The organism is Bacillus swezeyi (genome assembly GCF_001969815.1).
Lineage (GTDB): Bacteria > Bacillota > Bacilli > Bacillales > Bacillaceae > Bacillus > Bacillus swezeyi.
Genome location: NZ_MRBK01000017.1, coordinates 66,422 through 87,258, shown reverse-complemented (window position 1 = coordinate 87,258; position 20,837 = coordinate 66,422). Strand labels below are relative to the sequence as shown.

The window sequence follows — 20,837 nt, the reverse complement described above, 5'->3', positions numbered from 1 at the left end:
AGTTTTTATAAATATTGGTTGATCACGTTCATGTCGTTTGTATTTAATTTATATTGGAAAACGGGCCTTCCGATGGTCCCGTAGGCCATTTCCACGTTAAGCACTTCGATTTCCTCGAGAAACTTCAAATATTTGCGGATTGATACTTGAGAAATTTCCGTGTGATTGGCTAAATCCTCGGTCGTGAATGTCAGGCTGTCAAACGATCTGATGCTTGACCAAATAAGCTTCAGCGTGCTTTTTGTGAGCCCCTTTGGCAAGTGCACTTTTTCAGGCGCACGTTTTTTTTGGAAAAGCTCGAAGTCCAGCTCTTTTTGACTGATATTCCGATTGCTTGAATAGATTTGCTGTTTCCGCTTGTAATCGGTGAGGGCGGTTTGAAAACGTTCAAATTCAAACGGCTTGATTAAGTAATCAACTGCTCCGAAGCGCAGCGTTTTTTGCACAACATCCATTTCGCTTGCGGCCGATATGACAATGACATCGACTGACTGGTTTTGGCGCCGGATTTCTGTTAACAGCTCGACTCCGTTCCTGCCAGGCATATAAATGTCAAGCAGGATCAGGTCGATGCGCTGCTCTCTTAGAAAAGAGACCGCCTCCTGAAAAGAAGCGGCAATCCCCTTCAGCTGAAATCCGTCTATTTGACTGAGGTAGCGCTTATTCAGCTCTCTGACCATTGGGTCGTCTTCAACGATTAATACATCAATCATAGTCATCCTCCTTTGGTTCGTACGGAATGCGGAGACTGAATGTCGTTCCTTCATTTTTTTCGCTCGTCACGACAATATGTCCATTTAAATTTTCAAGGCTTTGTTCGACAAAATAAAGCCCGAATCCCCGGTTGGAACCTTTTGTTGAAAAGCCTTGATCAAACATTTTCTGCTGATCTTCTGTTGAAATGCCGATTCCCGTATCTGTAACTTCAATATCAAGCTGACCGTCATGGTACCGAAATGATATTGAAATGTTCTTTTTATCAGAAGAAGAGACGGCGTCCAAAGCATTGTTGAGCAAATTTCCGATGACGGTGATGAGGTCGTGGATCACCGCTTGGTTTGCTGTGTTTGGAATCCTTGTGCTGCAATGGACTTCCAAGACGGCTCCCTGTTCTCTAATATAGCTTTGCTTGCCGAGCAAAAAGCCGGCAAGTACAGAATTCTTAATGTGGTTGATGATTTCGCTCGTTTCAGCCTGCTGATCAATCGCGATGTCTTTTATATAGTTCCCAAGCTCATCATAATTTTTTAATTGGACGAGCCCAAGAATGACATGCAGTTTGTTCATGAATTCGTGGGATTGCGCCCTTAGCGCGTTTGCGTACATTTTAACACCAGACAGCTGTTCAGCTAAGTGTTTGACCTCCGTTTTATCACGAAATGTAGCAATCGCTCCGACAATGTTTCCTTTTTTTAAGTGAATCGGAACCTCGTTGAAGACAAGCTCAAGCCCATTGATTCTGACATCCCTGTCATTTACCGGATTCTGTGTTTCGATGACTTGTTTCAGCCTGCTGTTTGGCAGAAGTTCGCCTACATCACGATTAATCGGATTTTCATCGATCCCCATTTTTTTGAAGAGGCGTTTTGCTTCCGCATTGGCAAGCTTGATTCTGCCGATTCGGTCGACGGCTAGAATTCCTTCTTTCGTCGATTCAAGCATCGCGCTCCGTTCGTTCAGCAATGTCGCAATTTCATACGGCTCCATGCCAAACATGATCGTTTTCACTTTTCTTGCCACGATGACAGCACCGATGACGCCGGCACAGATGCTGAGGACAATGACCGTATATAAAGGGCGGAGGTTTTGCTCGATGATCTGTTCGATTTCATGAAGGGTGATGCCGACCGCGACAGCGCCGACTTGAGTTCCCTTTTCATTATAGACGGGGACGAAAGCCCTCAGAGATTCTCCGAGCGTGCCTTTTGCCGTACTGATATGCTGATGTCCTTTCAGTACCTCTTTTTCATCTCCGCCCGCAAATTTCTTTCCGATTTTATCCGGATCGGGATGGGTTTTTCGAATGCTGTTCATATCCATGACAACGACAAATTCGGTCTTTGTCACCTTTTGAACGCGGCCTGTGTAATGTTGCAGTTCTTTGTATTCGCCGCTTTCAAGCGACTGTGCTGTTATCGGAGCTTCAGCGACCATCTCCGCTGTCTGGAGCGCAATCGTCTGCTCCTGCTCCCGTATATCTCTTGCAGTTTCAGCTCCCATCATAAAAAAAGTGATCAATAAAGAGATGAAGACGACGACACAGACAAATATCGTCAGCCGGGTCTGCAGTTTTAATGTTTTTTTCAATGGCGATTCCTCGCGATCTATTGATTAGTCAACAAGTAATACTTTACAGGGAAATGGCGAATTTGTGAAGAATCCAGCATCTTCTCTGATAGATCATCGAAATAAAAATATGGAAAATATTCTTGTCAACAGGTACTAAGTCGTACATAATGAATGATGGAACATATCAGAAAGGGTTTTTTTTTATGAAAAATACGTATATAACAGGTTTCTTTCCGTTTTTTGCAATTCTGCTCTTTAGTTCATCATTGGCCATCTCTTCCGTAATGTACGCCATGGAGATGCTGTCTTCTCTCGGCATTTATGAAGGAATGCTCGAATTTTTTTCTGAGGGCGGCATCAGAATGGCTTTGTTTATAGTGTTTGCGCTGATTTTTTTTATGGTGTTTTCAGCGCTTAAGCTCATCGCCAATACTGTGACAGAGCTCTCACTTTTGTTTTTTGCCAAAGATCCTGAAGGAGCAAACTTGAAAAAAATGAGGATCGGCTCCTTGGTTTATCTTGGCGCGAGCCTTTTATCCTTTATTTTTGTCCAATATCCCTTGGGTATTGCAGCGGTTTTTCTGCTGGCGACGCTTGCCTACCTTGTTTTTATCGTGTATACGATCCACGGTACGCTTTCATATTTTTCATTAATCGGTTTCATTATGTTTCAGCTGCTGTTTTGGTTTACATTTATGATCGGTACGATCTATATCATCATCAAGCTTTACAACAGCATCATGGCCAGCTTGCCTGTATAAGAGGCCGGGGGGCAAAAAAACCGGAGCATGGACGCTTGTCCAGAGGCTCCGGTTTTTTTATGAGAGAAATCTTTTTCTGATATCAGGACCGGGGATCATACATTCGTTTTTTTGGCCAAACCATTTATAGCGGTTTTTCGCGATCAGGCTGTAAACCGCGTCCCGAAGCGGCCGGGGAATGATCAAAAAGACGGCCGCTGACCGCCACAGTCCGGGGAGGCTTTTCAACACGTGCAATGCCGCCGATGATTTTTGGTATACCCGGCCTTCCTTGATCAATATAAAGCTGTCAAAATGATCGGTTGGGAGCTGATAGTGCTTGAGCAGCTCCCCGCCGATGTCAGATTGCAGAGAAGCGAATGAAAACAAGCCTTTCGGATCATGTTTAATGATGAATTGAACAGCTCCGTCACAAAAATTGCAGACGCCATCAAAAAGAACGATGCGATCAGGCATTTCCGTCATAGGCTCTTGATCTCTCCCTTCTCATACTTTAATTTGCGTATTGAAGCGTCCCTTTCCATATCAAAAGGTGAGGCGCTGCATGATGAAGAAATTCGACATTGCCTTTTTTCTCTTTTCCAACCCATACACTCATTGTATACGTATCCGTCAATCCGACAAACCACAGGTCTCTATAGTCGTTGGACGTCCCCGTCTTGCCTCCGACATATCCGCCGCTGAAATTGGCTTTTCGTCCGGTTCCTTCTTTGACAACCGCTGACATCAGCACACGCAATTGGCTGTTTGTCCGCGGGCTGAAGACCTGTTTCGGTTTGTCTTTCCACTTGTAAAGCGTTTTTCCCTTTAAATCCGTAACCTTTGTGATCGCATGGTTTGGCGTGTAGCTGCCGTCATTGCCAAACGTCGTATAAGCGTTCGCCATCTCAAGCGGTGAAAAGCCATCCGTAAACCCGCCCAGTGCGGCTGGGAGACGATAGTCCTTCGGATCGATTTTTTCAAAGCCGAACGGCTCTAAATAGCTGAACCCTTTTTGCACGCCGACTTGGTTTAACGCCCGGACTGCCGGTGTATTATAGGAATTTTTAAATGCCGTTTTGATCGACACGGTTCCATATGTTTTTTCATTATAGTTGTTCGGGCAGTAATCCTTGCTGCAAAATCTGCTGGCATCGATCATGCTGCCGGCCGTAGCGCCCGTTTCTTCAATATAAGGTCCGTAGTCAAGCAGCGGTTTGATCGATGATCCGGGCTGCCTGTGGGCTTGATAAGCCAGGTTAAAATCGTATTTCTTATAATTTTTTCCGCCTGACATGGCGACAATTTGATGGGTTTGATGGTCGATGACCACAGCCCCGCCCTGTACACCTGCATAAGGAAGCCTGCTTTCCACTTGCTGGACGACCCGGTTTTGCATGGCGGGATCAAGCGCTGTATAGATTTTAACTCCGCTTGTCAGAAGGGAGCTGATTCGGTTTGAAAGCTCTTTTTCGATTTTGTTCTTCTCTTCTTTTGTTTTTGCCTTTTTCAGCCGTTTGTCAAACCCTTCAGAAGCGGAAACCAATTCGGTGAATTCATCATCGACGTATGTCGCATAATCGGGATAAGCATCCTTCTTTTCTTTTACATCAAGCTTAATTTTTTGTTTAACCGCTTTTTTATAGTCTTTTTCAGAAATGACACCCGCTTTTTTCAGCCCTTCAAGGAGCCGCTTTTGACGGGTTTTTGTGTAGTCAAAATGTTTCAAAGGATCATATAATGTAGGGTTATTAGGAATCGCGCAAATAAACGCCGTTTCAGCAAGGGTGAGAGATTTCAGAGGCTTGCTGAAATAAAAAGAAGATGCAGATCCAATTCCGTATACGCCATTATTAAAATAAATCGTATTTAAATATTTCTCGAAAATTTCTTCTTTTGATAGCTTTTTTTCAAGCTGATAGGAGTACAGAAGCTCTGTCAGCTTCCGGTCGAAGGACCGTTCATGGCTCAAATACAAGTTTCGCGAGAGCTGCTGTGTAATCGTGCTTGCTCCCTGATCAATTCCGCCTTTTTTGAAATTGGCTACTGCGGCTCTGGCCATCCCGATGAAATCAAACCCTTTATGGTGAAAGAAATGGCGGTCTTCCGAAGTCAGAAACAGCTGCTTAACATGCTCGGGGATGTTTTCATAAGAGACAAACACCCGGTTTTGGTGATCTGAAACAATTTCAGAAATCAGGGCTCCGTCCCTGTCATACATGTAGCTGTTTTGTACAAGGCCGATATCCTTTAAATTGATTTTTTCATCGAGCACTTTGTCGAGAGGCTTCATTTCTTGGGCTTCCCGACCTGAGGCCATTAAAGTATATACAAATATAGGAATTAACATAATCAGCAAAAACCATCCAATAATCGAACGCAACTTGGTCACTCTTTGTCACTCTCTTTTCGCTAAAATTCTAGCCATATCGTACCATTTTTTTTGAATATGGAGAAGGATAATTTAATAGATTTGCTGTTTTTTATACTGTCAGCTTGCTTTTGCCTCGGATTTCTTTTGTTGGGACCTTTGGAACAGCAAAAGGCAGGCTCCGCTGAAAAAGAGAAAAGCGGTTACGTAAAAGGCGGCAGAAATGCCAAAATAGCTTGATAGAATTCCGCCGAGGACCGGGCCGATGACATTGCCCAAAAATCTGAAACTGACATTATACCCAAGCACTTCCCCCTGTATCGAGCCTGGAGCTTGGAGGCGAATGGATGCCGTGATGCAAGGAATCATTCCGCCTAAGGCGATGCCGAACAGGAATCTGAAGACCACGAGCGTTTCATACGATGATGTCAGCCCTTGGGGGATAAAACAAACCGCTGCTGAAAGCGAGAGAATGACTAATATTTTTCCATGGCCGAATCTGTCGCCCAGAGCTCCCCACTTTCTTGCGGCCAAAAGGCTGCCGAGACCGGTTGCTGAAAAAGCCAATCCGGAAAAGAATGCGAGGTTTTGAGTGCCATGCAGCTCACTGACATACAGGGCGAGAAGCGGCTGGATGCTGAAGTTTCCCACTTGAATGACGGCCGTTAAAATCATGACTGTTATGAGCGGCCGCTGATTTAAAATCGTTCGCAGAACTTGCTTTCTTGTGTATGTGATGGAGCGGTCGCGATTGGATTTCAGCGGCCGTTCCCGAACCCCGGCAAATACGAGGAGAACAGCGCCATAAATGACAAATGCCGTGATAAAAAAGGTATATGTAAAACCGACATGATCGGCAAGAAGCCCGCCGAGCAAAGGGCCGAATAATCCTCCTGAAACCGTGCCCATCTGCAATGTGCCAAGCATTTTGCCAGCTGCTCTTTTCGGCGTCTGGGCTGAAATCATCGCCAGTGAAGTAGGGATGAAGCCTGTGACAAGACCCATTGCCATTCTTAGAAAAAACAGCTCGTATACAGATGAGACAAGGGACATCAGGAGAATGCTCGTTCCGATGCCTGAACCTGTAATCAGCAGTATTTTTTTATAGCCGTGTTTATCGCCGAATCTCCCCCAAAAAGGAGAGACCAAAAAAGCCATCAAAAATGTGACGCCAAAAACATATCCGCTCCATTTTTGCGTGAACCCGTCGGGATAGCTGCCGAGCGTCTCAATATAGAGTGAAAGAAACGGAAGAACCATGGTGGAGCTTGCCGCCATAAAAAAATTTGCAAACCACATGATGACAAGGTTTTTCTTATGAACAGAGATGTGAATCACCTTCTTCAAAAATTGAGTTCCATTTTCATTATAAAGGAAATTTGGAAGAAGGATGGAATGCCTGCATTCCAGAGAATGAAAAACAGGCATTTGAAGGAATTTTCGTCATTTTCAGAAAATATGAGCTTAAATATAGAAATATAATGATATAATAAAAGAAAGATGAACGGATTTTGCATACAGAACAAAGGTCTTGGGTCTGAACCAAACCAAATCGGCTGTCCTCAGTCCAAAAGTTTTTTATATTGCGATAAGAAAGGCAGGTGTGAAAATTGAATCCAAGCACCTTACTTGTTATTGATTTTGAATTTACAATGCCGGAGGGGAAATATCATCCGCAAAATTTTTTCCCGGAGATCATTGAAGCAGGGATTGTAAAGGCGGTTAATGATGAGGTGGTTGAGACGTTTTCAAGCTATATCAAGCCAAAGAAGTTTCCTAAATTAACGAGGCGCTGCAAAACATTTTTGAATATTACCCAAAATCAGGTTGATCAAGGCATCCCGTTTCAGTCCTTTATAGAAAAACTGAGAGAGCTTGATTCAGAGCAAAACAGCGTCATTATTACATGGGGAAACATGGATATGAAAGTATTAAAGCAAAATTGCATGTTTAACCACGTTCCGTTTCCGTTCAAAGGGGAGATGAGGGACTTGTCTATGGAGTACAAGGAATTCTTTGGCGACAAAACGCTGACAAATTTGTGGAAAGCGGCTGAGGAATATGGAGATTCAGGCACGGGAAAACAGCATAAAGCGCTTGATGACGCCATGACAACGTATAAATTATTTCAGCTTGTTGAACGGGATAAACAGTATTTGGAGAATCCAAAACCGACGACGATCGGCGACCGGGTCGACCTTTCCAAGGTATTTCCGCATGCCACATAAAAAACCCAATCTTAAACAGAAGATTGGGTTATTTGTTTGGAAAATATTCTTTTTCAAGTGCGGCAGCACATTCTAACGATTTTGCCGCATAATCGGACGGATCGTTTAATAATTTTTCTTTAAAGCGGTTCAGCGCCTCGCGAAGCGAATCCTTGTAATTCGGAACCGCACCGTCGAACGGCTTCACCATATGATGCGGAATATTTGTCTGTTCGCGATAAGCGAGAGCCTTTCTTTCATGAAAAAAAGGAACTTCCGCATGTTTGGGATGGTGGAGATCCCCCTGCTTCGGATGGGTCAAAACGGCGAGAATTTTGACTAAATAGTGCATCGGCTTGATATCTGTAATTTCACCAATGTACACGCCTGTTTTATAAAAACCTTTTACCTTATCTCCGACTTGAAACTGATTCACTGTGTCTGCCTCCTCATGGTATGATAATAAATGGAAAGAACAAATAAACGGGGAGGAAGAAAAATGGCGCCGCTTCTGATTCAGTTTATGCTTTATTTTCCTGAAGATAAAAGAGAATATATCCCTTCTTTTATCACGCTGGCTATTTTCTTTATCATCGCTCTTTTTGTATTCCGGCTGATCATCAAACATTCAAGAAAAGAAGCTGCAAAAGCGGAAAAGCTTGAAAGGGAATTAAAGCAAGAACCACAAAAACGATAAGAAGAGCATCCGGCGATAGCCGGAATGCTCACGAAAAAGCCGTTTTCAACCGGATCAGCCCGTCTTTTACAACAGACAGTGAACATCCGACATTCATTCTCACAAATCCTTCTCCGCCTGGGCCGTACTTCGGTCCCGACTCAAGGATCAGCTTTCCTTTATGAATGAGCTTGCGTTTTATTTCCTGATCTGACAGTCCGAGCGTCCGGCAGTCAAGCCAGGCTAAATATGAAGCATCAGGCTTCATCATCTGAACATCAGGGAGCTCTTTCTCCAAAAAGCGGCGGACCTCTTCCATGTTATGTTCAATATAGGGAATTAAATGATCCAGCCAAGGTTCGCCTTTTGAATAAGCCGCCTCAATGGCCGCGACCGCGAATGTGTTTAAGGAGTGCAGCCCTTGGCGCTGCATCACTTGTGTGAAAGCCGTCCTCTTTGCCTGATCGGGAATCAGGATGGCTGATGCCTGAAGCCCTGCCAAATTAAATGTCTTGCTCGGAGCGATGCATGTGATGGAAAGCTCCGCGAATTCGGGTGATATAGAGGCGAACGGCGTATGCTTCCTTCCATTCAGCATTAAATCCGAATGGATTTCGTCGGAAACGACTGTGATGCCGTGGTCAAGGCAAAGTTCACCAAGCTTTGTCAACTCTTCTCTCGTCCAGGAACGGCCCGAAGGATTATGCGGATTGCAAAGAATGAACAGCTTCACATCCGGTTCGCTCAGCTTTTTCTCAAGATCGCGAAAATCCATCTCATAGCGCCCGTCTTTTTCAATTAAAGGATTATGTAAAACAGTTCGTCCGTTCTTCGTTACCATGTCAAAGAACGGGGGATAAACAGGCGGCTGCACGATGACCTTGTCTCCCGGCTCAGTGAATGCTTGGACGGCCGTGCCCAGCGCCGTTACAATGCCGGGGCTGAAGATGATAGACGATGGTTCGCTCTCCCAGCCGTGGCGGCGGCTGAGCCAGCTGACGACAGCTTCTTTCGTTTTGGCATTTGCCGACGTATATCCGAAAACACCGTGTTCCAAGCGCTGCTGAAGCGCGTCAATAACTGCTTGAGGTGCGCGGAAATCCATATCGGCCACCCACATCGGCAGCGCGTCATTAACGCCGAACAATTCCTGCGTCAAATCCCACTTTACAGATTGTGTCCCGAGTCTGTTATGTTTTGTATTAAAATCCATGATCTCACCTCATGTTTTTTCATATGTTATACATTAACGATGATAGCAGGAGATTGCAATGTTTAAGCAAAGAAAGTCTCCGTAAAAAAGGAGTGACTGCAGGATGGAGTGGAACAGCATACTTGAATGGGCCTTTCAGCGCCATCTTAATCCGCTGAGCTGGTATATCCGTCCGGTGTTTCTCGTTGTTCTCGCTTATTTTTGCTATAAGCGAAGCTGGAAGGGTGTCATCATGACATTTGTGCTGATGATGAGCAGCATGTTTTGGTTTCCTGTCCCGGAAACGGTCAACCCTGAGATGCAAACTGTTTTGGACTACGAGCTCAAGCTCCTGTCCGACCCTGTTACAGCCATTTTAACGATCGTTTTTATGATGGGATTTCTCGTGCTGATTGGCACGGCATTTTGGAAGCGCTCCTTAACGTGGGGGTTGGCGGTATTGAATGTGACGCTGATCGGCAAGGTTGTACTGTCGCTGTTTTTGACGGGAGAAAGCGGTTGGGCGCCTCTTGGCAATACACTTTTTGGCCTCGTTCTGGTCAATGGCATCGGTCTTTTTTTGATCGCCAGGCGGCGGAAAAGCAATAAGGCGGATCTTTAAAACGGTGATTTATATCGAAGAATTCGCAGGTTATGATACAATAGCTTTGTAAAATTACAGGTTAAGCGGTGATAAATATGAAAGAAAGTCAGGCGGCAGCTCAAATCATACACATCATAAAAGAATGGGACCCATTCCAGGCCGGGCCTGATTTTTATGAAACGGAAGCCGCGGAAATCGTTCAGGCCGTCTATACGGAAGACGACGCCGAACAGCTTGGAAAGACGATTCAAACCGTTTTTGAAGTGTCATTTGATCATGTGCTGCCTCTGGAAACATGCATAAAGCTTGCAGAGCGGCTGCTTGTGATCAAGGACAGCAGTTCCTGCTGAACATCAAAATGCATTCACTCCGTAAAACTGTTTAAAAACCGCCGGACGGCGGTTTTTTTATGTCATGATGAAATCGACGATTTTGTCTGAAACATAATCAGGATTTTCCTCAGGAACGAGATGCCCGGTATGTTTTAAAGAATAAAACATAGAATTGGGCAGATCCTGATGAAGCCTTTTTCCGATCTGAACCGGAACGACGCGGTCTTCTTCCCCCCAGATCAAAAGGGAGGGGGTTTCTATTCTTTTTAAATCGTCCGGTGTTAAATCGCCTTCCCTGTGTCTGATCAGGCGTGCGAGCGCTCTGAATATCTGATCGTCGAGAAAAGGCTTTAAATAGCCGTTGATCATTTCCTGATCGATTAGAGAACGGTCATAGACTACATTCATAAGGTTTTTCAGTACACCCTGTTTAGCCAGCCAGCGTTTGATATACAAATAGAAATAAGGGATGTGGCTTCCGAAAATCAGCGGCCGCGGTGAGCGCTTTAAATATCCTGAACTGCAGAGCAGGACGGCTTTTTTAAATAGTTCTGGCCTTTCTTTTATGGCATAAAGAGAGATTTGGCCGCCCATTGAATGGCCCACCAAGACGGCTTCTTTAATATGCAGCCGTTCGATCAGTTCGATGACCACCCTGGCCATGTTTTGATAGGTATAGACGAACGTCCGTGATTTTTCCGACTGTCCAAACGGAGGCAAGTCAATGGCAATTAAGTTAAATTCATCCTTCAAAAGAGGAATAATCTTTCTGTAGCAGAACGAAGAGGAAAGAAAGCCGTGTATTAAAATAAGCGTTGTTCTGCCTGGATTTTCGTAATGTTCATAATATATGTTGACACCTTGAACGGTTTGCATTGAAGGTTTTGTTAACAGCATGATCAAAATCACTCCGAATGGTTTTCTTTCATGTAAAACAATCTGACTGTATGTTGTCAGGCCAGTCAGAGTATGTTATTTATCGTACCCGAAAAAATTTTTTTCACGCTGTATTTCGCTTTTTTTTACCGACTTACAATCGCTGAAAAACGTGCTATAATATTCAGAAGATTTCTTGACATATAAAGGTGTGATAACAGATGAAACTAACCGAAAAAGAAACAGAAATATTGGAAATTCTAGAGGAGAACAGCCGGCTGGAACCTGAAACCATCGCCAAAATGGCGAATATTTCTCAGGAAGAAACAAAAGCGATCATTGAAAAGCTTGAGAAAGAAAAGGTCATCATTGATTATTCAACGATGATCGACTGGCGTAAAGTGGACGGCCATGAAGGCGTAACGGCGATGATTGATGTCAAGGTGACGCCAAAGCGAGGCGTCGGTTTTGACGAAGTGGCCGAACGCATTTACAGGTTTCAGGAAGTTGAATCCGTTTACTTAATGTCTGGCGTCTACGATCTCTCAGTTGTCATCCGCGGCAGAACGATGTCGGATATTTCGCATTTCGTGTCCGAAAAATTATCGACTCTTGATTCCGTCGTATCGACAACCACCCACTTTATTTTAAAGAAATACAAGCACGACGGTAAAGTTTTTGACTCCGGTGATGATGACAAAAGAATCGTGGTGTCTCCGTAAAATGAGATCAACTTATATATCCAAAGCAGCACAGCAAATCAAACCGTCCGGCATCCGCAAGTTTTTTGATCTTGCATCTACCATGGAAGGCGTCATTTCCTTGGGTGTCGGGGAGCCTGATTTTGTTACGGCATGGAATGTCAGAGAGGCGAGCATCCTTTCTCTTGAACAGGGCTACACTTCATATACGGCAAATGCCGGTCTGCCCTCTTTACGAAAGGAGATCAGCGCTTATTTAAATAAACGCTTTCATCTTGACTATTCGCCCGAGGATGAGCTGATTGTGACAGTAGGAGCGAGCCAGGCCCTCGATATCGCAGTCAGGGCGATCCTTGACCCAGGGGAAGAAGTGCTGATTCCTGAGCCGTGTTTCGTCGCTTATGAGGCGCTTGTCTCTTTGGCGGGGGGAAAAGCGGTTCATATTCATACGAATGCAGCGCGGGGATTTAAGGCAAGGGCGGAAGACTTTGAAGAAGCTTTGACGGAGCGGACAAAAGCAATCATTCTTTGCACCCCGTCAAATCCGACCGGTTCGGTTTATTCAAGAAAAGAACTGGAAGACATCGCAGTTTTTGCGGAAAAACACGACCTGATTGTCATTGCCGATGAAATTTATGCCGAGCTTACATATGATGAACCATATACAAGCTTTGCGGAAATCAGCGGAATGAAAGAGCGGACGATTTTGATATCCGGATTTTCCAAAGGTTTTGCCATGACGGGTTGGCGTCTCGGATATGCCGCGGCTCCGGCTTTTTTACGGGAGCCAATGCTTAAAATCCATCAATATTCGATGATGTGTGCACCGAGCATGGCTCAATTTGCAGCAGAGGAAGCGCTTAAAAACGGAATGGAAGATGTTGAAAAGATGAAAAAAAGCTACCGGCGCAGACGGAATGTGTTTGTCGACAGCCTAAATGAGATTGGGCTTGACTGCCACCAGCCGGGAGGCGCTTTTTATGCGTTCCCTTCAATTGAAAAAACAGGCATGAATTCCGAGACGTTTGCAGAACAACTTCTCATGAAAGAAAAAGTTGCCGTCGTTCCGGGCAATGTATTTGGCCCGAGTGGTGAAGGCTATATCAGGTGCTCCTACGCTTCCTCACTCGAACAGCTTCAGGAAGCGCTCGCCAGAATGAAGCGCTTTGTCGAAAAGATATAGCCGCTCATTTCTCGAGAACAAAAAAATGCGCACCTTTTATTAGGTCCGCATCCAAAATAAGGGGGGAATACTAGAAAGCCTTTATTATTCTTTAGTATTCCCCTTTAGCGTGTGTTTTAAACATCGATTTTCAACAAAAAGTTTTTTGCTTAAAAGAGACTTGTATGATATAATTATTTATTGCGTATAAAAAGAGATTAAATTCATAAGATTTAGGAGTTGTTAGTTATGACAGCAAAATTTGAAGTGGGCAGTGTTTACACTGGAAAAGTGACTGGATTACAGGCGTATGGAGCGTTTGTTGCTTTAGATGAAGAAACACAGGGACTTGTGCATATTTCAGAGGTAACACATGGTTTCGTTAAAGATATTAATGAGCACTTGGCTATTGGTGATGAAGTGCAGGTGAAAGTTCTTTCTGTAGATGAGGAAAAAGGAAAAATCAGCCTTTCAATCCGCGCTACACAGGCAGCTCCTGAACGAAAAGAAAGCAAGCCTAGAAAACCAAAATCAGTCCAAGCTGAAGATGCGGCTGCTCCGCAAGGCTTCAACACTTTAAAAGATAAGCTTGAAGAGTGGATCGAGCAGTCAAACAGAAAAGATTTAATTAAAAAGTAAGCTTAACAAAAATAACTCCGGCCTGCGCCGGAGTTATAGATTGTTGACAACATCCTAAAACGGTTTGAAGTTTTAGGATGTTGTCATCCTTTCAGCGTGATTGAAAACCTTTGCAGTCTAGGAAGGCCGAGCATCGGAGCGGAGCGAATGTTGGAATTCGTGAGCACCGACGCGCAGGCCTGACAACGAATGCGAGGGTTTGTCGACACGCTGATAACTCCGGCCTGCGCCGGAGTTATTTTTTTATGCCGGCTACCGCATTTCCGGCTGTTTGGCTTCTTCTCCGGCGGTTTCTTCAGCCGGTTTAAATAAAAGGCCGAGATTAATCAGACCAGCAATTCCGACAAGCGCATAAATCGTGCGGGAAAAAGCCGATCCAGGGCCTCCGAAAATGGCCGCTACCAAGTCAAATTGAAAAAATCCTATCAGTCCCCAATTGATAGCTCCGATGATCGTCAATACCAGTGCAATGCGCTGAATAACACTCATTTATTTATTCCTCCTTTTTTAGTCATGAAACATTTATAGATTGTGACCGTTTTGGACAGTTTATGCGTATAAGAGCAGATCGCTTTACATGGCGGACAACCTTTTAACATAATAGTGGTTAAAGGAGGAGATTGCATGGATAACTTTACATATTGGAATCCCACGAAACTGATTTTCGGCCGCGGAGAAGTTGAAAAGCTTTCAGAAGAGGTTAAACACTATGGCCGGAATATTTTGCTCGTTTACGGGGGAGGCAGCATTAAACGAAGCGGTTTATACGATCAGGTCATTTCTATCCTCGAAAAAGCGGGGGCAGCCGTTCATGAACTGCCCGGAGTTGAACCGAATCCGCGCGTCGCTACAGTCAATAAAGGGGCAGCAATCTGCAAAGAGAACGATATTGATTTTCTGCTGGCAGTTGGAGGCGGAAGCGTCATCGACTGTACGAAAGCGATCGCCGCGGGTGCGAAATATGACGGCGATGCCTGGGACATTGTCACCAAGAAACATATTCCGACTGATGCGCTGCCGTTCGGAACGGTTTTGACATTAGCGGCGACTGGATCGGAAATGAATTCAGGCTCTGTTATTACCAATTGGGAAACCAATGAAAAGTACGGATGGGGAAGCCCGCTTGTATTCCCTAAATTCTCGATACTTGATCCGGTCAACACCTTCACGGTGCCTAAAGACCATACGATTTACGGCATGGTCGACATGATGTCCCACGTGTTTGAACAATATTTTCACCATACCGAAAATACCCCTTATCAGGATCGGATGTGCGAGTCCCTCTTAAGAACGGTGATTGAAGCCGCTCCGAAGCTTATAGAAGACCTTGAAAACTATGAGCTCCGCGAAACGATTCTTTATACAGGGACAATTGCGCTTAACGGTATGCTTTCAATGGGCGCGCGCGGTGACTGGGCGACTCACAATATCGAACACGCCGTCTCTGCGGTTTACGATATTCCGCATGCCGGAGGACTTGCGATTCTTTTCCCGAACTGGATGAAGCACACGCTGTCTGAAAATGTCGGCCGCTTTAAACAGCTTGCCGTCCGCGTATTCAATATTGATGAAACAGGCAAAACTGATCGTGAAGTTGCTTTGGCGGGTATTGAAAAGCTTTCCGAGTTTTGGACAAGCCTCGGAGCGCCAAATCGCCTCGCCGATTATGACATCACGGATGAAAAGCTTGATCTTATTGCTGACAAAGCGATGGCCAACGGAGAATTCGGCCGCTTCAAAACGTTGAATAAAGCGGATGTTCTGGCTATCTTGAAGGCTTCTTTGTAGAGTTTCTGAAAAGACGGCTCAGGTAGGGTCCTCCTTGCTGAGCCGCTTTTTTATTTGTTGTCATTTTGACAAAAATGAAAAGTGCATGAAGAAATCTGGATTTTTGGCCGTTCAGCCGCCGCATGCCGGGTACCGCATCTTTTTCATCACTTGATTTAACGAAAGAGTTCATATAAAGTGAAAAGGGAAGAGGCTGTCGCCGTAAATCGACATGTTTAACAACCCTTTAAGCCGGAGCTTTGGCGAGAATGAAAGCGCTGGCGGGGATTTAAGAAAACAGTGAGTACTGGAGGTTTATTAATATGACGCATGTTCGTTTTGACTACTCAAGAGCATTGCCATTCTTTAAAGAACAAGAACTTACATATCTGCGTGATTTCGTAAAAGTCGCCCATCACACCATTCATGAAAAAACAGGTGCGGGCAGCGATTTTTTAGGCTGGGTGGATCTTCCGACTGACTACGATCAAGAAGAGTTTGCCCGCATTAAAAAATGCGCTGAAAAAATTAAAAACGATTCAGATGTCTTATTGGTTGTGGGTATCGGCGGCTCATACCTCGGCGCAAGAGCGGCGATCGAAATGCTGAACCATTCATTCTACAATACGCTGCCGAAAGAAAAACGGAAAACGCCTCAAGTTATTTTTATCGGCAACAACATCAGCTCTTCATATATGAAAGATGTCATGGATCTTCTCGAAGACGCTGATTTTTCAATTAACGTTATTTCTAAATCAGGCACGACAACAGAGCCTGCGATCGCTTTCCGGATTTTCCGCAAGCTTCTTGAAGACAAGTACGGAAAAGAAGAAGCGAAACGCCGCATTTATGCGACGACAGATAAAGAGCGAGGCGCATTAAAAACGCTTGCAAATGAGGAAGGGTTTGAGTCATTCGTCATTCCTGACGATGTCGGCGGGCGGTTCTCCGTCCTTACAGCGGTTGGTCTGCTTCCGATTGCCGTCAGCGGAGCCGATATTGATGATATGATGAAGGGCGCACGAGATGCAAGCAAAGACTTTTCTTCATCAGAGCTTGAAGAAAATCCGGCTTACCAGTATGCCGTTGTCAGAAACGTCCTTTATAATAAAGGCAAAACAATCGAAATGCTGATCAACTATGAGCCTGGCCTTCAGTACTTTGCAGAATGGTGGAAACAGCTCTTTGGAGAAAGTGAAGGGAAAGACGAAAAAGGCATCTATCCTTCTTCCGCCAATTTCTCAACTGATCTCCATTCTCTTGGACAATATGTTCAAGAAGGAAGAAGAGATATGTTTGAAACCGTCTTGAATGTTGAAAAGCCAAGACATGAACTGACGATCGAAGAAGCCGATAATGATCTTGACGGCTTAAACTATCTTGCCGGCAAAACAGTCGATTTCGTCAATAAAAAAGCTTTCCAAGGCACTATGCTTGCCCATACGGACGGAAATGTACCGAACCTGATTGTCAACGTGCCGGAAATGAACGCCTATACGTTTGGCTATCTTGTGTACTTCTTTGAAAAAGCCTGCGCGATGAGCGGATACCTGCTCGGCGTCAATCCGTTTGACCAGCCGGGAGTAGAGGCGTACAAAGTCAATATGTTCGCGCTTCTCGGCAAACCGGGCTTTGAAGAGAAAAAAGCGGAGCTTGAGAAACGCTTGGATCAATAATAATGAAACAGCCTCCCGTGCTTATGAACCGGGAGGCTGTTGTTTTAATACATATGAGGGGTGCTGAAGCCCTGTCGGCTGATAAAATTCGTCGTGTGTGTAGTGAAAGCCCAGCTTTTCCAAAAACTTTTGCGAAGCTGAATTTTCGGGGTGATGCCCTGCAAACAGCTTGTTTGCTTTTATTTCTTTAAAGGCATAATCAATCATAGCTCTGGCTGCTTCACCTGCATAGCCTTTACCCCACATTGTATGTATGAGATGGCATCCAATTTCATAAATTCCACTTTTAAAGTCATAGGGGCGCAGCCCGCAGCATCCAATGAATACATTCTCTTCTGCTTCAAAAATTGGGAAGTATTGGACTCCATGCTCTTGATATTGATTGATTTCCATGAGCAAACGGTCTTTTACCTCTTCTGCTGTCAACTCCCCTTCTGCAGAAATATATCTGGTCACATCAGGATCTCCCCACAATGCTTCGGCCAAATTCAGATCCTCTTTTGACCATATAGAAAATCCAATACGTTTTGTTTGGAGAAAATAGTCCTTCATCGATCCATCATCCTTTATGATTAGTCATCATCATTTTATCACGGCTTCAGCCGGTAAAGGATGCTGGAATGCTTAAGGATTCATCAGATAGATTGTATAAGCCAAATAAGTAGCGAAAAAACTCCACAGTACATAAGGAACGAGGAGAATGGAAACCGTTTTACCTGCTTTTCGTGAAATGATGGCAAGTGCAAGAGCCGTAAGAGCGACGAGGAAGGAGTCAACCGCTGAAGCGAACAAATCTTTTTCCGTAAATTGAAAGTAACTGAATGCCTGATTAAAAACATAGTTGATGATCAGCATGATCCAGAAGGTCATTGCTGTATGTTTAAATCCGTATTTTGTATAGACAATAGCCGCAGACAATGAAATCAATCCGAACAGTACACTCCATACGCCTCCGATGAAACTGCTTTTTGGCGTCCATTCCGGTTTGTTTAAGGATTCGTACCATTCGCGGTCAACGGGAAATAAAACGCCAGCCAATGAAAACAGCGCATATGTAATGATGAACACGAGCACTGCTGAACCAATACCTTTACGCTCCAAAATAAATCCCTCCAATCAAAAATTTTACAAGCCTACCTCTGTCTTTCCCTTTTTTATTGAAACATACTCATACAGAATAGACTTGTGAACCATAATAAAAAATAAAATGGTTTGGAGTGAGATCATGTTTTTTGTACTTGAAACACTGTTTCTCATTTTATCAGGGATTGTTCTGCTGAGAATTTCGGGAAGAAAATCAATATCGCAGATGACTATAGCCACAACCGTCGTCATGATTTCAATCGGAACGGTCATTGTTCAGCCGATCATCGAAGACAGCGTCTTCAAAACGTTGGCCGCCGCCACGATCTTTATCATCGTCCTGCTAGTGATCGAATATTTAAAAATGAAGTTTGACTTTTTTGAAAGCATGATGGCGGGAAAAGCCGTAATGCTGATTGAAAACGGACAGCTGCAAATCCACAATCTCAAAAAACACCGGCTGACCGTCGACCAAGTGGAAATGAGGCTGAGAACTCAAGGGATTTCAAAAATAGCGGATGTGAAAAACGCAACGCTTGAATCAAATGGCCAGATTGGCTATGAACTAAAAGATGACGCAAAGCCATTTACAATGGGAGAGTATAAAAAATTTCTCCAAATGCAAAACAATATACAGCAGCCGGAGGACACCATGTTTAAAGAAATCACCGATGGTCATATGAACGAACATGACAAGCGCTTACGATAATTAAAGGCTTTTTAAAAACGAAAAAAGGAGATTTTTTAAAATGATTAGCTTACCTTCTGAACTTGAAAATCGTTCTTTCTCTCTTTATCATCTCGAACAAACGCTAAAGCCCCTCGGTTATGTGATCAGCGGGGGATGGGAGTATGACCGCGGGTTTTTTGACTATAAGATCGATGACGAAGACGGATATCTGTTTTTGCGGCTGCCATTTGAGGCGGAAGACGGACAGCTCGATTCTCAAAATGCAACTGTCAAATTGGGCAAGTCGTTTTTGCTTCGCCACGTATATCAAGAAGGGTTGGATGATCACGTCATTCAGGGGAATTTTCGGGCATCCTTCGACCAATTTGCAGAACCTAAGGAAAAAGACGCCGATATTTCCGGCGTTTATGAAGATCTTGGCCGCTCCTATATCAAAGAGCTTGAAAAAGCGCTGTTATCTTAAAGCGACAGCAGCTGGTCAGTCGGCTGAATTTTATATGAAAAGGAAGGTGACAAAGCAGGGCCGTCTTTTTGCTGAATACCGATAATTAAAATGTTGTCATTCATAAAATGCTGGATGACATCTTGAAAAGAACAGCCCTCCATATGTTCCGGAACAGGGAAGGCGTGCACTTTTAAATGAATGTCGGCTTCCTGGAAAACCGGATCCGCAAGCTGGCTTTTAATGAGAAAATGCTGCAGCATAGCCGTTTTCAAAAGATCAGCTGTGCTGATGATTTGATTGGCTCCGGCCCGTTCGGCATTCTTTCTTTGTTTTTCCGTCAGGATTTCAACGACGCAATACACAGAAGGATTCAGGCCTTTGACAGCGAGCAATGTTAAGATGGACTGCATATCTGCGGCTGCTTCGTTTTTATGCTGATTAGCGGTGATAAATACAATGTCGGCTTCTTCGATATTCGCATTCTTTAAAGTGGAATCGTCTGCAGGATGTCCTCGGATGAAATGGATGTTTTCCATCAGAGGACCTTCCTGTAGGGTTTCATCGATCAGCACGATTGTTCTCCCTGGATTGGCGGACTGTAAGGTTCGCATCAGTTTATTGGATTTTTCGTTCCAGCCGACAAGGATCATATGCCCCCTGCCTCTGTAATTCACCTTTCCTTCTGCATAGCGCTGCTGTTTGCTGAAAGCGGCTGTCGCCATCGTTGCAAAATAAGCCGTCACAAAAGCCGCTCCCAATAAAATGAGCAGCATGCTGACCACTTTTCCAGCAGGCGTCTTCGGTACCGAATCACCGTATCCGACTGTTGAGACGGTAATGAGCGCCCACCAAATACCATCAAAAACATTTGAAAACTGTTGAGGCTCAACCAAGGAGATCAGCTGTCCAAAAATGATGATCAATAAAAGGATGATGATTGCAATACGGGTATAGATCGGCCATCTGAGCCATGCGATGAAAACCCGGTTGGATTTCACGTTTTCTCACCATCCTTCAAAAGGGAAAATGATAAGATTTCTTTTATGATCGCATTTAATTTCTGATTGATGCTTTCTTCCCCATACTGTTCAATTGCTTGTTTGATAATGTCTGCTGTCTCATCTTCATACTTAATCAAAGGCTCGTCCTTTTCCGCTTCATTGTAAAGCAGAATGAATGCATCAAGACCTTCATTCATTTTATCGATTGCCGTGCTTAACTGCTCTTTTTCTTGATCTGTTACTTTCACCGTGCCACCACCCGAGATCTCTTTTTATTCAGTATATCCCTCTTTTGCAAAAATTTTTCAGGTAAAAACGCATCCTTGTTAACCGACAATAAATGATGGAGATGAGATATTTTTAGACGCCTGCATAACCATCCCCG

Annotated in this window: 25 protein-coding genes; 12 read left to right on the top strand and 13 right to left on the bottom strand. The window is 44.2% G+C overall.

Features of this window, described 5'->3' with window-relative positions:
- Positions 1 to 5: 5 nt before the first annotated feature.
- Together BTA30_RS15260 and malK are read right to left on the bottom strand one after the other, a co-directional pair.
- Positions 6 to 713, bottom strand: coding sequence for a response regulator (locus tag BTA30_RS15260; protein ID WP_076762163.1), 708 nt, complete (start codon positions 711 to 713; stop codon positions 6 to 8).
- Entirely contained in the window at positions 706 to 2,307 is a 1,602-nt protein-coding gene (gene malK, locus BTA30_RS15255; RefSeq protein ID WP_076762162.1) for a malate sensor histidine kinase MalK, read from the bottom strand. Before malK ends, BTA30_RS15260 begins: the two co-directional genes overlap by 8 nt.
- Positions 2,308 to 2,492: 185 nt before the next feature.
- Between malK and BTA30_RS15250 the strand changes: the two genes are divergently transcribed.
- On the top strand, positions 2,493 to 3,050 hold the full coding sequence (locus BTA30_RS15250; RefSeq protein ID WP_076762185.1) for a YufK family protein: 558 nt from the start codon (positions 2,493 to 2,495) through the stop codon (positions 3,048 to 3,050).
- Between the two features lie 57 nt (positions 3,051 to 3,107).
- Here BTA30_RS15250 and BTA30_RS15245 read toward each other — a convergent pair whose 3' ends face one another.
- The 3 genes from BTA30_RS15245 to BTA30_RS15235 form a co-directional block, all read right to left on the bottom strand.
- Complete coding sequence (locus BTA30_RS15245; RefSeq protein ID WP_076762161.1) at positions 3,108 to 3,515, bottom strand: thiol-disulfide oxidoreductase DCC family protein; 408 nt, start codon at positions 3,513 to 3,515, stop codon at positions 3,108 to 3,110.
- 28 nt (positions 3,516 to 3,543) lie between these two features.
- Positions 3,544 to 5,421 (bottom strand): transglycosylase domain-containing protein, encoded by a 1,878-nt coding sequence (locus BTA30_RS15240; RefSeq protein ID WP_192855980.1) that lies wholly within the window; start codon positions 5,419 to 5,421, stop codon positions 3,544 to 3,546.
- A 99-nt stretch (positions 5,422 to 5,520) separates the two neighbouring features.
- Positions 5,521 to 6,699: an MFS transporter gene (locus tag BTA30_RS15235; RefSeq protein ID WP_411813159.1), complete on the bottom strand. Its 1,179-nt coding sequence runs from the start codon at positions 6,697 to 6,699 to the stop codon at positions 5,521 to 5,523.
- 311 nt (positions 6,700 to 7,010) lie between these two features.
- On the opposite strand from BTA30_RS15235, the gene kapD reads away from it, so the two are divergent.
- Positions 7,011 to 7,628: a 3'-5' exonuclease KapD gene (kapD, locus tag BTA30_RS15230; RefSeq protein ID WP_076762160.1), complete on the top strand. Its 618-nt coding sequence runs from the start codon at positions 7,011 to 7,013 to the stop codon at positions 7,626 to 7,628.
- A gap of 28 nt (positions 7,629 to 7,656) precedes the next feature.
- Here kapD and kapB read toward each other — a convergent pair whose 3' ends face one another.
- Positions 7,657 to 8,043, bottom strand: coding sequence for a kinase-associated lipoprotein KapB (gene kapB / locus BTA30_RS15225; protein ID WP_076762159.1), 387 nt, complete (start codon positions 8,041 to 8,043; stop codon positions 7,657 to 7,659).
- A 63-nt stretch (positions 8,044 to 8,106) separates the two neighbouring features.
- Here kapB and BTA30_RS15220 point away from each other — a divergent pair, with 63 nt between their 5' ends.
- Entirely contained in the window at positions 8,107 to 8,304 is a 198-nt protein-coding gene (locus BTA30_RS15220; RefSeq protein ID WP_076762158.1) for a hypothetical protein, read from the top strand.
- A 28-nt stretch (positions 8,305 to 8,332) separates the two neighbouring features.
- On the opposite strand, the gene BTA30_RS15215 is transcribed toward BTA30_RS15220, so the two are convergent.
- Positions 8,333 to 9,496 carry a MalY/PatB family protein gene (locus BTA30_RS15215; protein ID WP_076762157.1) on the bottom strand — a complete coding sequence of 388 codons (1,164 nt, stop codon included), beginning with the start codon at positions 9,494 to 9,496 and terminating at the stop codon, positions 8,333 to 8,335.
- A 103-nt stretch (positions 9,497 to 9,599) separates the two neighbouring features.
- Between BTA30_RS15215 and BTA30_RS15210 the strand changes: the two genes are divergently transcribed.
- On the top strand, positions 9,600 to 10,097 hold the full coding sequence (locus BTA30_RS15210; RefSeq protein ID WP_076762156.1) for a hypothetical protein: 498 nt from the start codon (positions 9,600 to 9,602) through the stop codon (positions 10,095 to 10,097).
- Positions 10,098 to 10,174: 77 nt separating this feature from the next.
- A complete protein-coding gene (locus BTA30_RS15205; RefSeq protein ID WP_076762155.1) occupies positions 10,175 to 10,429 on the top strand; it encodes a DUF1871 family protein in 255 nt (84 codons plus the stop codon).
- 57 nt (positions 10,430 to 10,486) lie between these two features.
- Here the strand turns inward: BTA30_RS15205 and BTA30_RS15200 are convergent, their stop codons facing one another.
- Positions 10,487 to 11,308 carry an alpha/beta fold hydrolase gene (locus tag BTA30_RS15200; RefSeq protein WP_076762154.1) on the bottom strand — a complete coding sequence of 274 codons (822 nt, stop codon included), beginning with the start codon at positions 11,306 to 11,308 and terminating at the stop codon, positions 10,487 to 10,489.
- Between the two features lie 200 nt (positions 11,309 to 11,508).
- Here BTA30_RS15200 and BTA30_RS15195 point away from each other — a divergent pair, with 200 nt between their 5' ends.
- The 3 genes from BTA30_RS15195 to yugI all read left to right on the top strand — a co-directional run bounded on the left by BTA30_RS15195 (position 11,509) and on the right by yugI (position 13,789).
- Complete coding sequence (locus tag BTA30_RS15195) at positions 11,509 to 12,009, top strand: Lrp/AsnC family transcriptional regulator (RefSeq protein ID WP_076762153.1); 501 nt, start codon at positions 11,509 to 11,511, stop codon at positions 12,007 to 12,009.
- A 1-nt stretch (position 12,010) separates the two neighbouring features.
- Positions 12,011 to 13,171 (top strand): aminotransferase, encoded by a 1,161-nt coding sequence (locus tag BTA30_RS15190; protein ID WP_076762152.1) that lies wholly within the window; start codon positions 12,011 to 12,013, stop codon positions 13,169 to 13,171.
- Positions 13,172 to 13,399: 228 nt separating this feature from the next.
- Positions 13,400 to 13,789: a S1 domain-containing post-transcriptional regulator GSP13 gene (yugI, locus tag BTA30_RS15185; protein WP_076762151.1), complete on the top strand. Its 390-nt coding sequence runs from the start codon at positions 13,400 to 13,402 to the stop codon at positions 13,787 to 13,789.
- A gap of 252 nt (positions 13,790 to 14,041) precedes the next feature.
- On the opposite strand, the gene BTA30_RS15180 is transcribed toward yugI, so the two are convergent.
- The gene (locus BTA30_RS15180) at positions 14,042 to 14,278 is read right to left on the bottom strand and encodes a DUF378 domain-containing protein (RefSeq protein WP_076762150.1); all 237 of its coding nucleotides are present in this window, start codon (positions 14,276 to 14,278) and stop codon (positions 14,042 to 14,044) included.
- 135 nt (positions 14,279 to 14,413) lie between these two features.
- Here BTA30_RS15180 and BTA30_RS15175 point away from each other — a divergent pair, with 135 nt between their 5' ends.
- A complete protein-coding gene (locus BTA30_RS15175) occupies positions 14,414 to 15,577 on the top strand; it encodes an iron-containing alcohol dehydrogenase (RefSeq protein ID WP_076762149.1) in 1,164 nt (387 codons plus the stop codon).
- A 302-nt stretch (positions 15,578 to 15,879) separates the two neighbouring features.
- Positions 15,880 to 17,232 (top strand): glucose-6-phosphate isomerase, encoded by a 1,353-nt coding sequence (locus BTA30_RS15165; RefSeq protein WP_076762147.1) that lies wholly within the window; start codon positions 15,880 to 15,882, stop codon positions 17,230 to 17,232.
- Positions 17,233 to 17,253: 21 nt separating this feature from the next.
- Here the strand turns inward: BTA30_RS15165 and BTA30_RS15160 are convergent, their stop codons facing one another.
- Both BTA30_RS15160 and BTA30_RS15155 read right to left on the bottom strand, forming a co-directional pair.
- Positions 17,254 to 17,784 carry a GNAT family N-acetyltransferase gene (locus BTA30_RS15160; RefSeq protein ID WP_076762146.1) on the bottom strand — a complete coding sequence of 177 codons (531 nt, stop codon included), beginning with the start codon at positions 17,782 to 17,784 and terminating at the stop codon, positions 17,254 to 17,256.
- 72 nt (positions 17,785 to 17,856) lie between these two features.
- Positions 17,857 to 18,333, bottom strand: a complete 477-nt coding sequence (locus BTA30_RS15155) for a TspO/MBR family protein (RefSeq protein WP_076762145.1) — start codon at positions 18,331 to 18,333, stop codon at positions 17,857 to 17,859.
- A 124-nt stretch (positions 18,334 to 18,457) separates the two neighbouring features.
- Between BTA30_RS15155 and BTA30_RS15150 the strand changes: the two genes are divergently transcribed.
- Positions 18,458 to 19,024, top strand: coding sequence for a DUF421 domain-containing protein (locus tag BTA30_RS15150; RefSeq protein WP_076762144.1), 567 nt, complete (start codon positions 18,458 to 18,460; stop codon positions 19,022 to 19,024).
- Positions 19,025 to 19,064: 40 nt separating this feature from the next.
- Positions 19,065 to 19,469 (top strand): YugN-like family protein, encoded by a 405-nt coding sequence (locus BTA30_RS15145; protein WP_076762143.1) that lies wholly within the window; start codon positions 19,065 to 19,067, stop codon positions 19,467 to 19,469.
- On the opposite strand, the gene BTA30_RS15140 is transcribed toward BTA30_RS15145, so the two are convergent.
- Both BTA30_RS15140 and BTA30_RS15135 read right to left on the bottom strand, forming a co-directional pair.
- The gene (locus BTA30_RS15140; protein ID WP_076762142.1) at positions 19,466 to 20,449 is read right to left on the bottom strand and encodes a potassium channel family protein; all 984 of its coding nucleotides are present in this window, start codon (positions 20,447 to 20,449) and stop codon (positions 19,466 to 19,468) included. The genes BTA30_RS15145 and BTA30_RS15140 overlap by 4 nt on opposite strands.
- Complete coding sequence (locus BTA30_RS15135) at positions 20,446 to 20,700, bottom strand: protein mistic (protein ID WP_076762141.1); 255 nt, start codon at positions 20,698 to 20,700, stop codon at positions 20,446 to 20,448. The genes BTA30_RS15140 and BTA30_RS15135 overlap by 4 nt, the downstream gene beginning before the upstream one ends.
- Positions 20,701 to 20,837 lie beyond the last annotated feature (137 nt).

Coding starts and splice junctions, on each gene's coding strand:
- BTA30_RS15145 (WP_076762143.1), top strand. CDS start 19,065: ATGATTAGCTTACCTTCTGAACTTGAAAATCGTTCTTTCTCTCTTTAT.
- BTA30_RS15180 (WP_076762150.1), bottom strand. CDS start 14,278: ATGAGTGTTATTCAGCGCATTGCACTGGTATTGACGATCATCGGAGCT.
- BTA30_RS15195 (WP_076762153.1), top strand. CDS start 11,509: ATGAAACTAACCGAAAAAGAAACAGAAATATTGGAAATTCTAGAGGAG.
- BTA30_RS15175 (WP_076762149.1), top strand. CDS start 14,414: ATGGATAACTTTACATATTGGAATCCCACGAAACTGATTTTCGGCCGC.
- BTA30_RS15200 (WP_076762154.1), bottom strand. CDS start 11,308: ATGCTGTTAACAAAACCTTCAATGCAAACCGTTCAAGGTGTCAACATA.
- BTA30_RS15205 (WP_076762155.1), top strand. CDS start 10,175: ATGAAAGAAAGTCAGGCGGCAGCTCAAATCATACACATCATAAAAGAA.
- BTA30_RS15260 (WP_076762163.1), bottom strand. CDS start 713: ATGATTGATGTATTAATCGTTGAAGACGACCCAATGGTCAGAGAGCTG.
- BTA30_RS15150 (WP_076762144.1), top strand. CDS start 18,458: ATGTTTTTTGTACTTGAAACACTGTTTCTCATTTTATCAGGGATTGTT.
- BTA30_RS15210 (WP_076762156.1), top strand. CDS start 9,600: ATGGAGTGGAACAGCATACTTGAATGGGCCTTTCAGCGCCATCTTAAT.
- BTA30_RS15215 (WP_076762157.1), bottom strand. CDS start 9,496: ATGGATTTTAATACAAAACATAACAGACTCGGGACACAATCTGTAAAG.
- BTA30_RS15235 (WP_411813159.1), bottom strand. CDS start 6,699: ATGTGGTTTGCAAATTTTTTTATGGCGGCAAGCTCCACCATGGTTCTT.
- BTA30_RS15160 (WP_076762146.1), bottom strand. CDS start 17,784: ATGAAGGACTATTTTCTCCAAACAAAACGTATTGGATTTTCTATATGG.
- yugI (WP_076762151.1), top strand. CDS start 13,400: ATGACAGCAAAATTTGAAGTGGGCAGTGTTTACACTGGAAAAGTGACT.
- BTA30_RS15250 (WP_076762185.1), top strand. CDS start 2,493: ATGAAAAATACGTATATAACAGGTTTCTTTCCGTTTTTTGCAATTCTG.
- BTA30_RS15220 (WP_076762158.1), top strand. CDS start 8,107: ATGGCGCCGCTTCTGATTCAGTTTATGCTTTATTTTCCTGAAGATAAA.
- BTA30_RS15190 (WP_076762152.1), top strand. CDS start 12,011: ATGAGATCAACTTATATATCCAAAGCAGCACAGCAAATCAAACCGTCC.
- BTA30_RS15165 (WP_076762147.1), top strand. CDS start 15,880: ATGACGCATGTTCGTTTTGACTACTCAAGAGCATTGCCATTCTTTAAA.
- BTA30_RS15245 (WP_076762161.1), bottom strand. CDS start 3,515: ATGACGGAAATGCCTGATCGCATCGTTCTTTTTGATGGCGTCTGCAAT.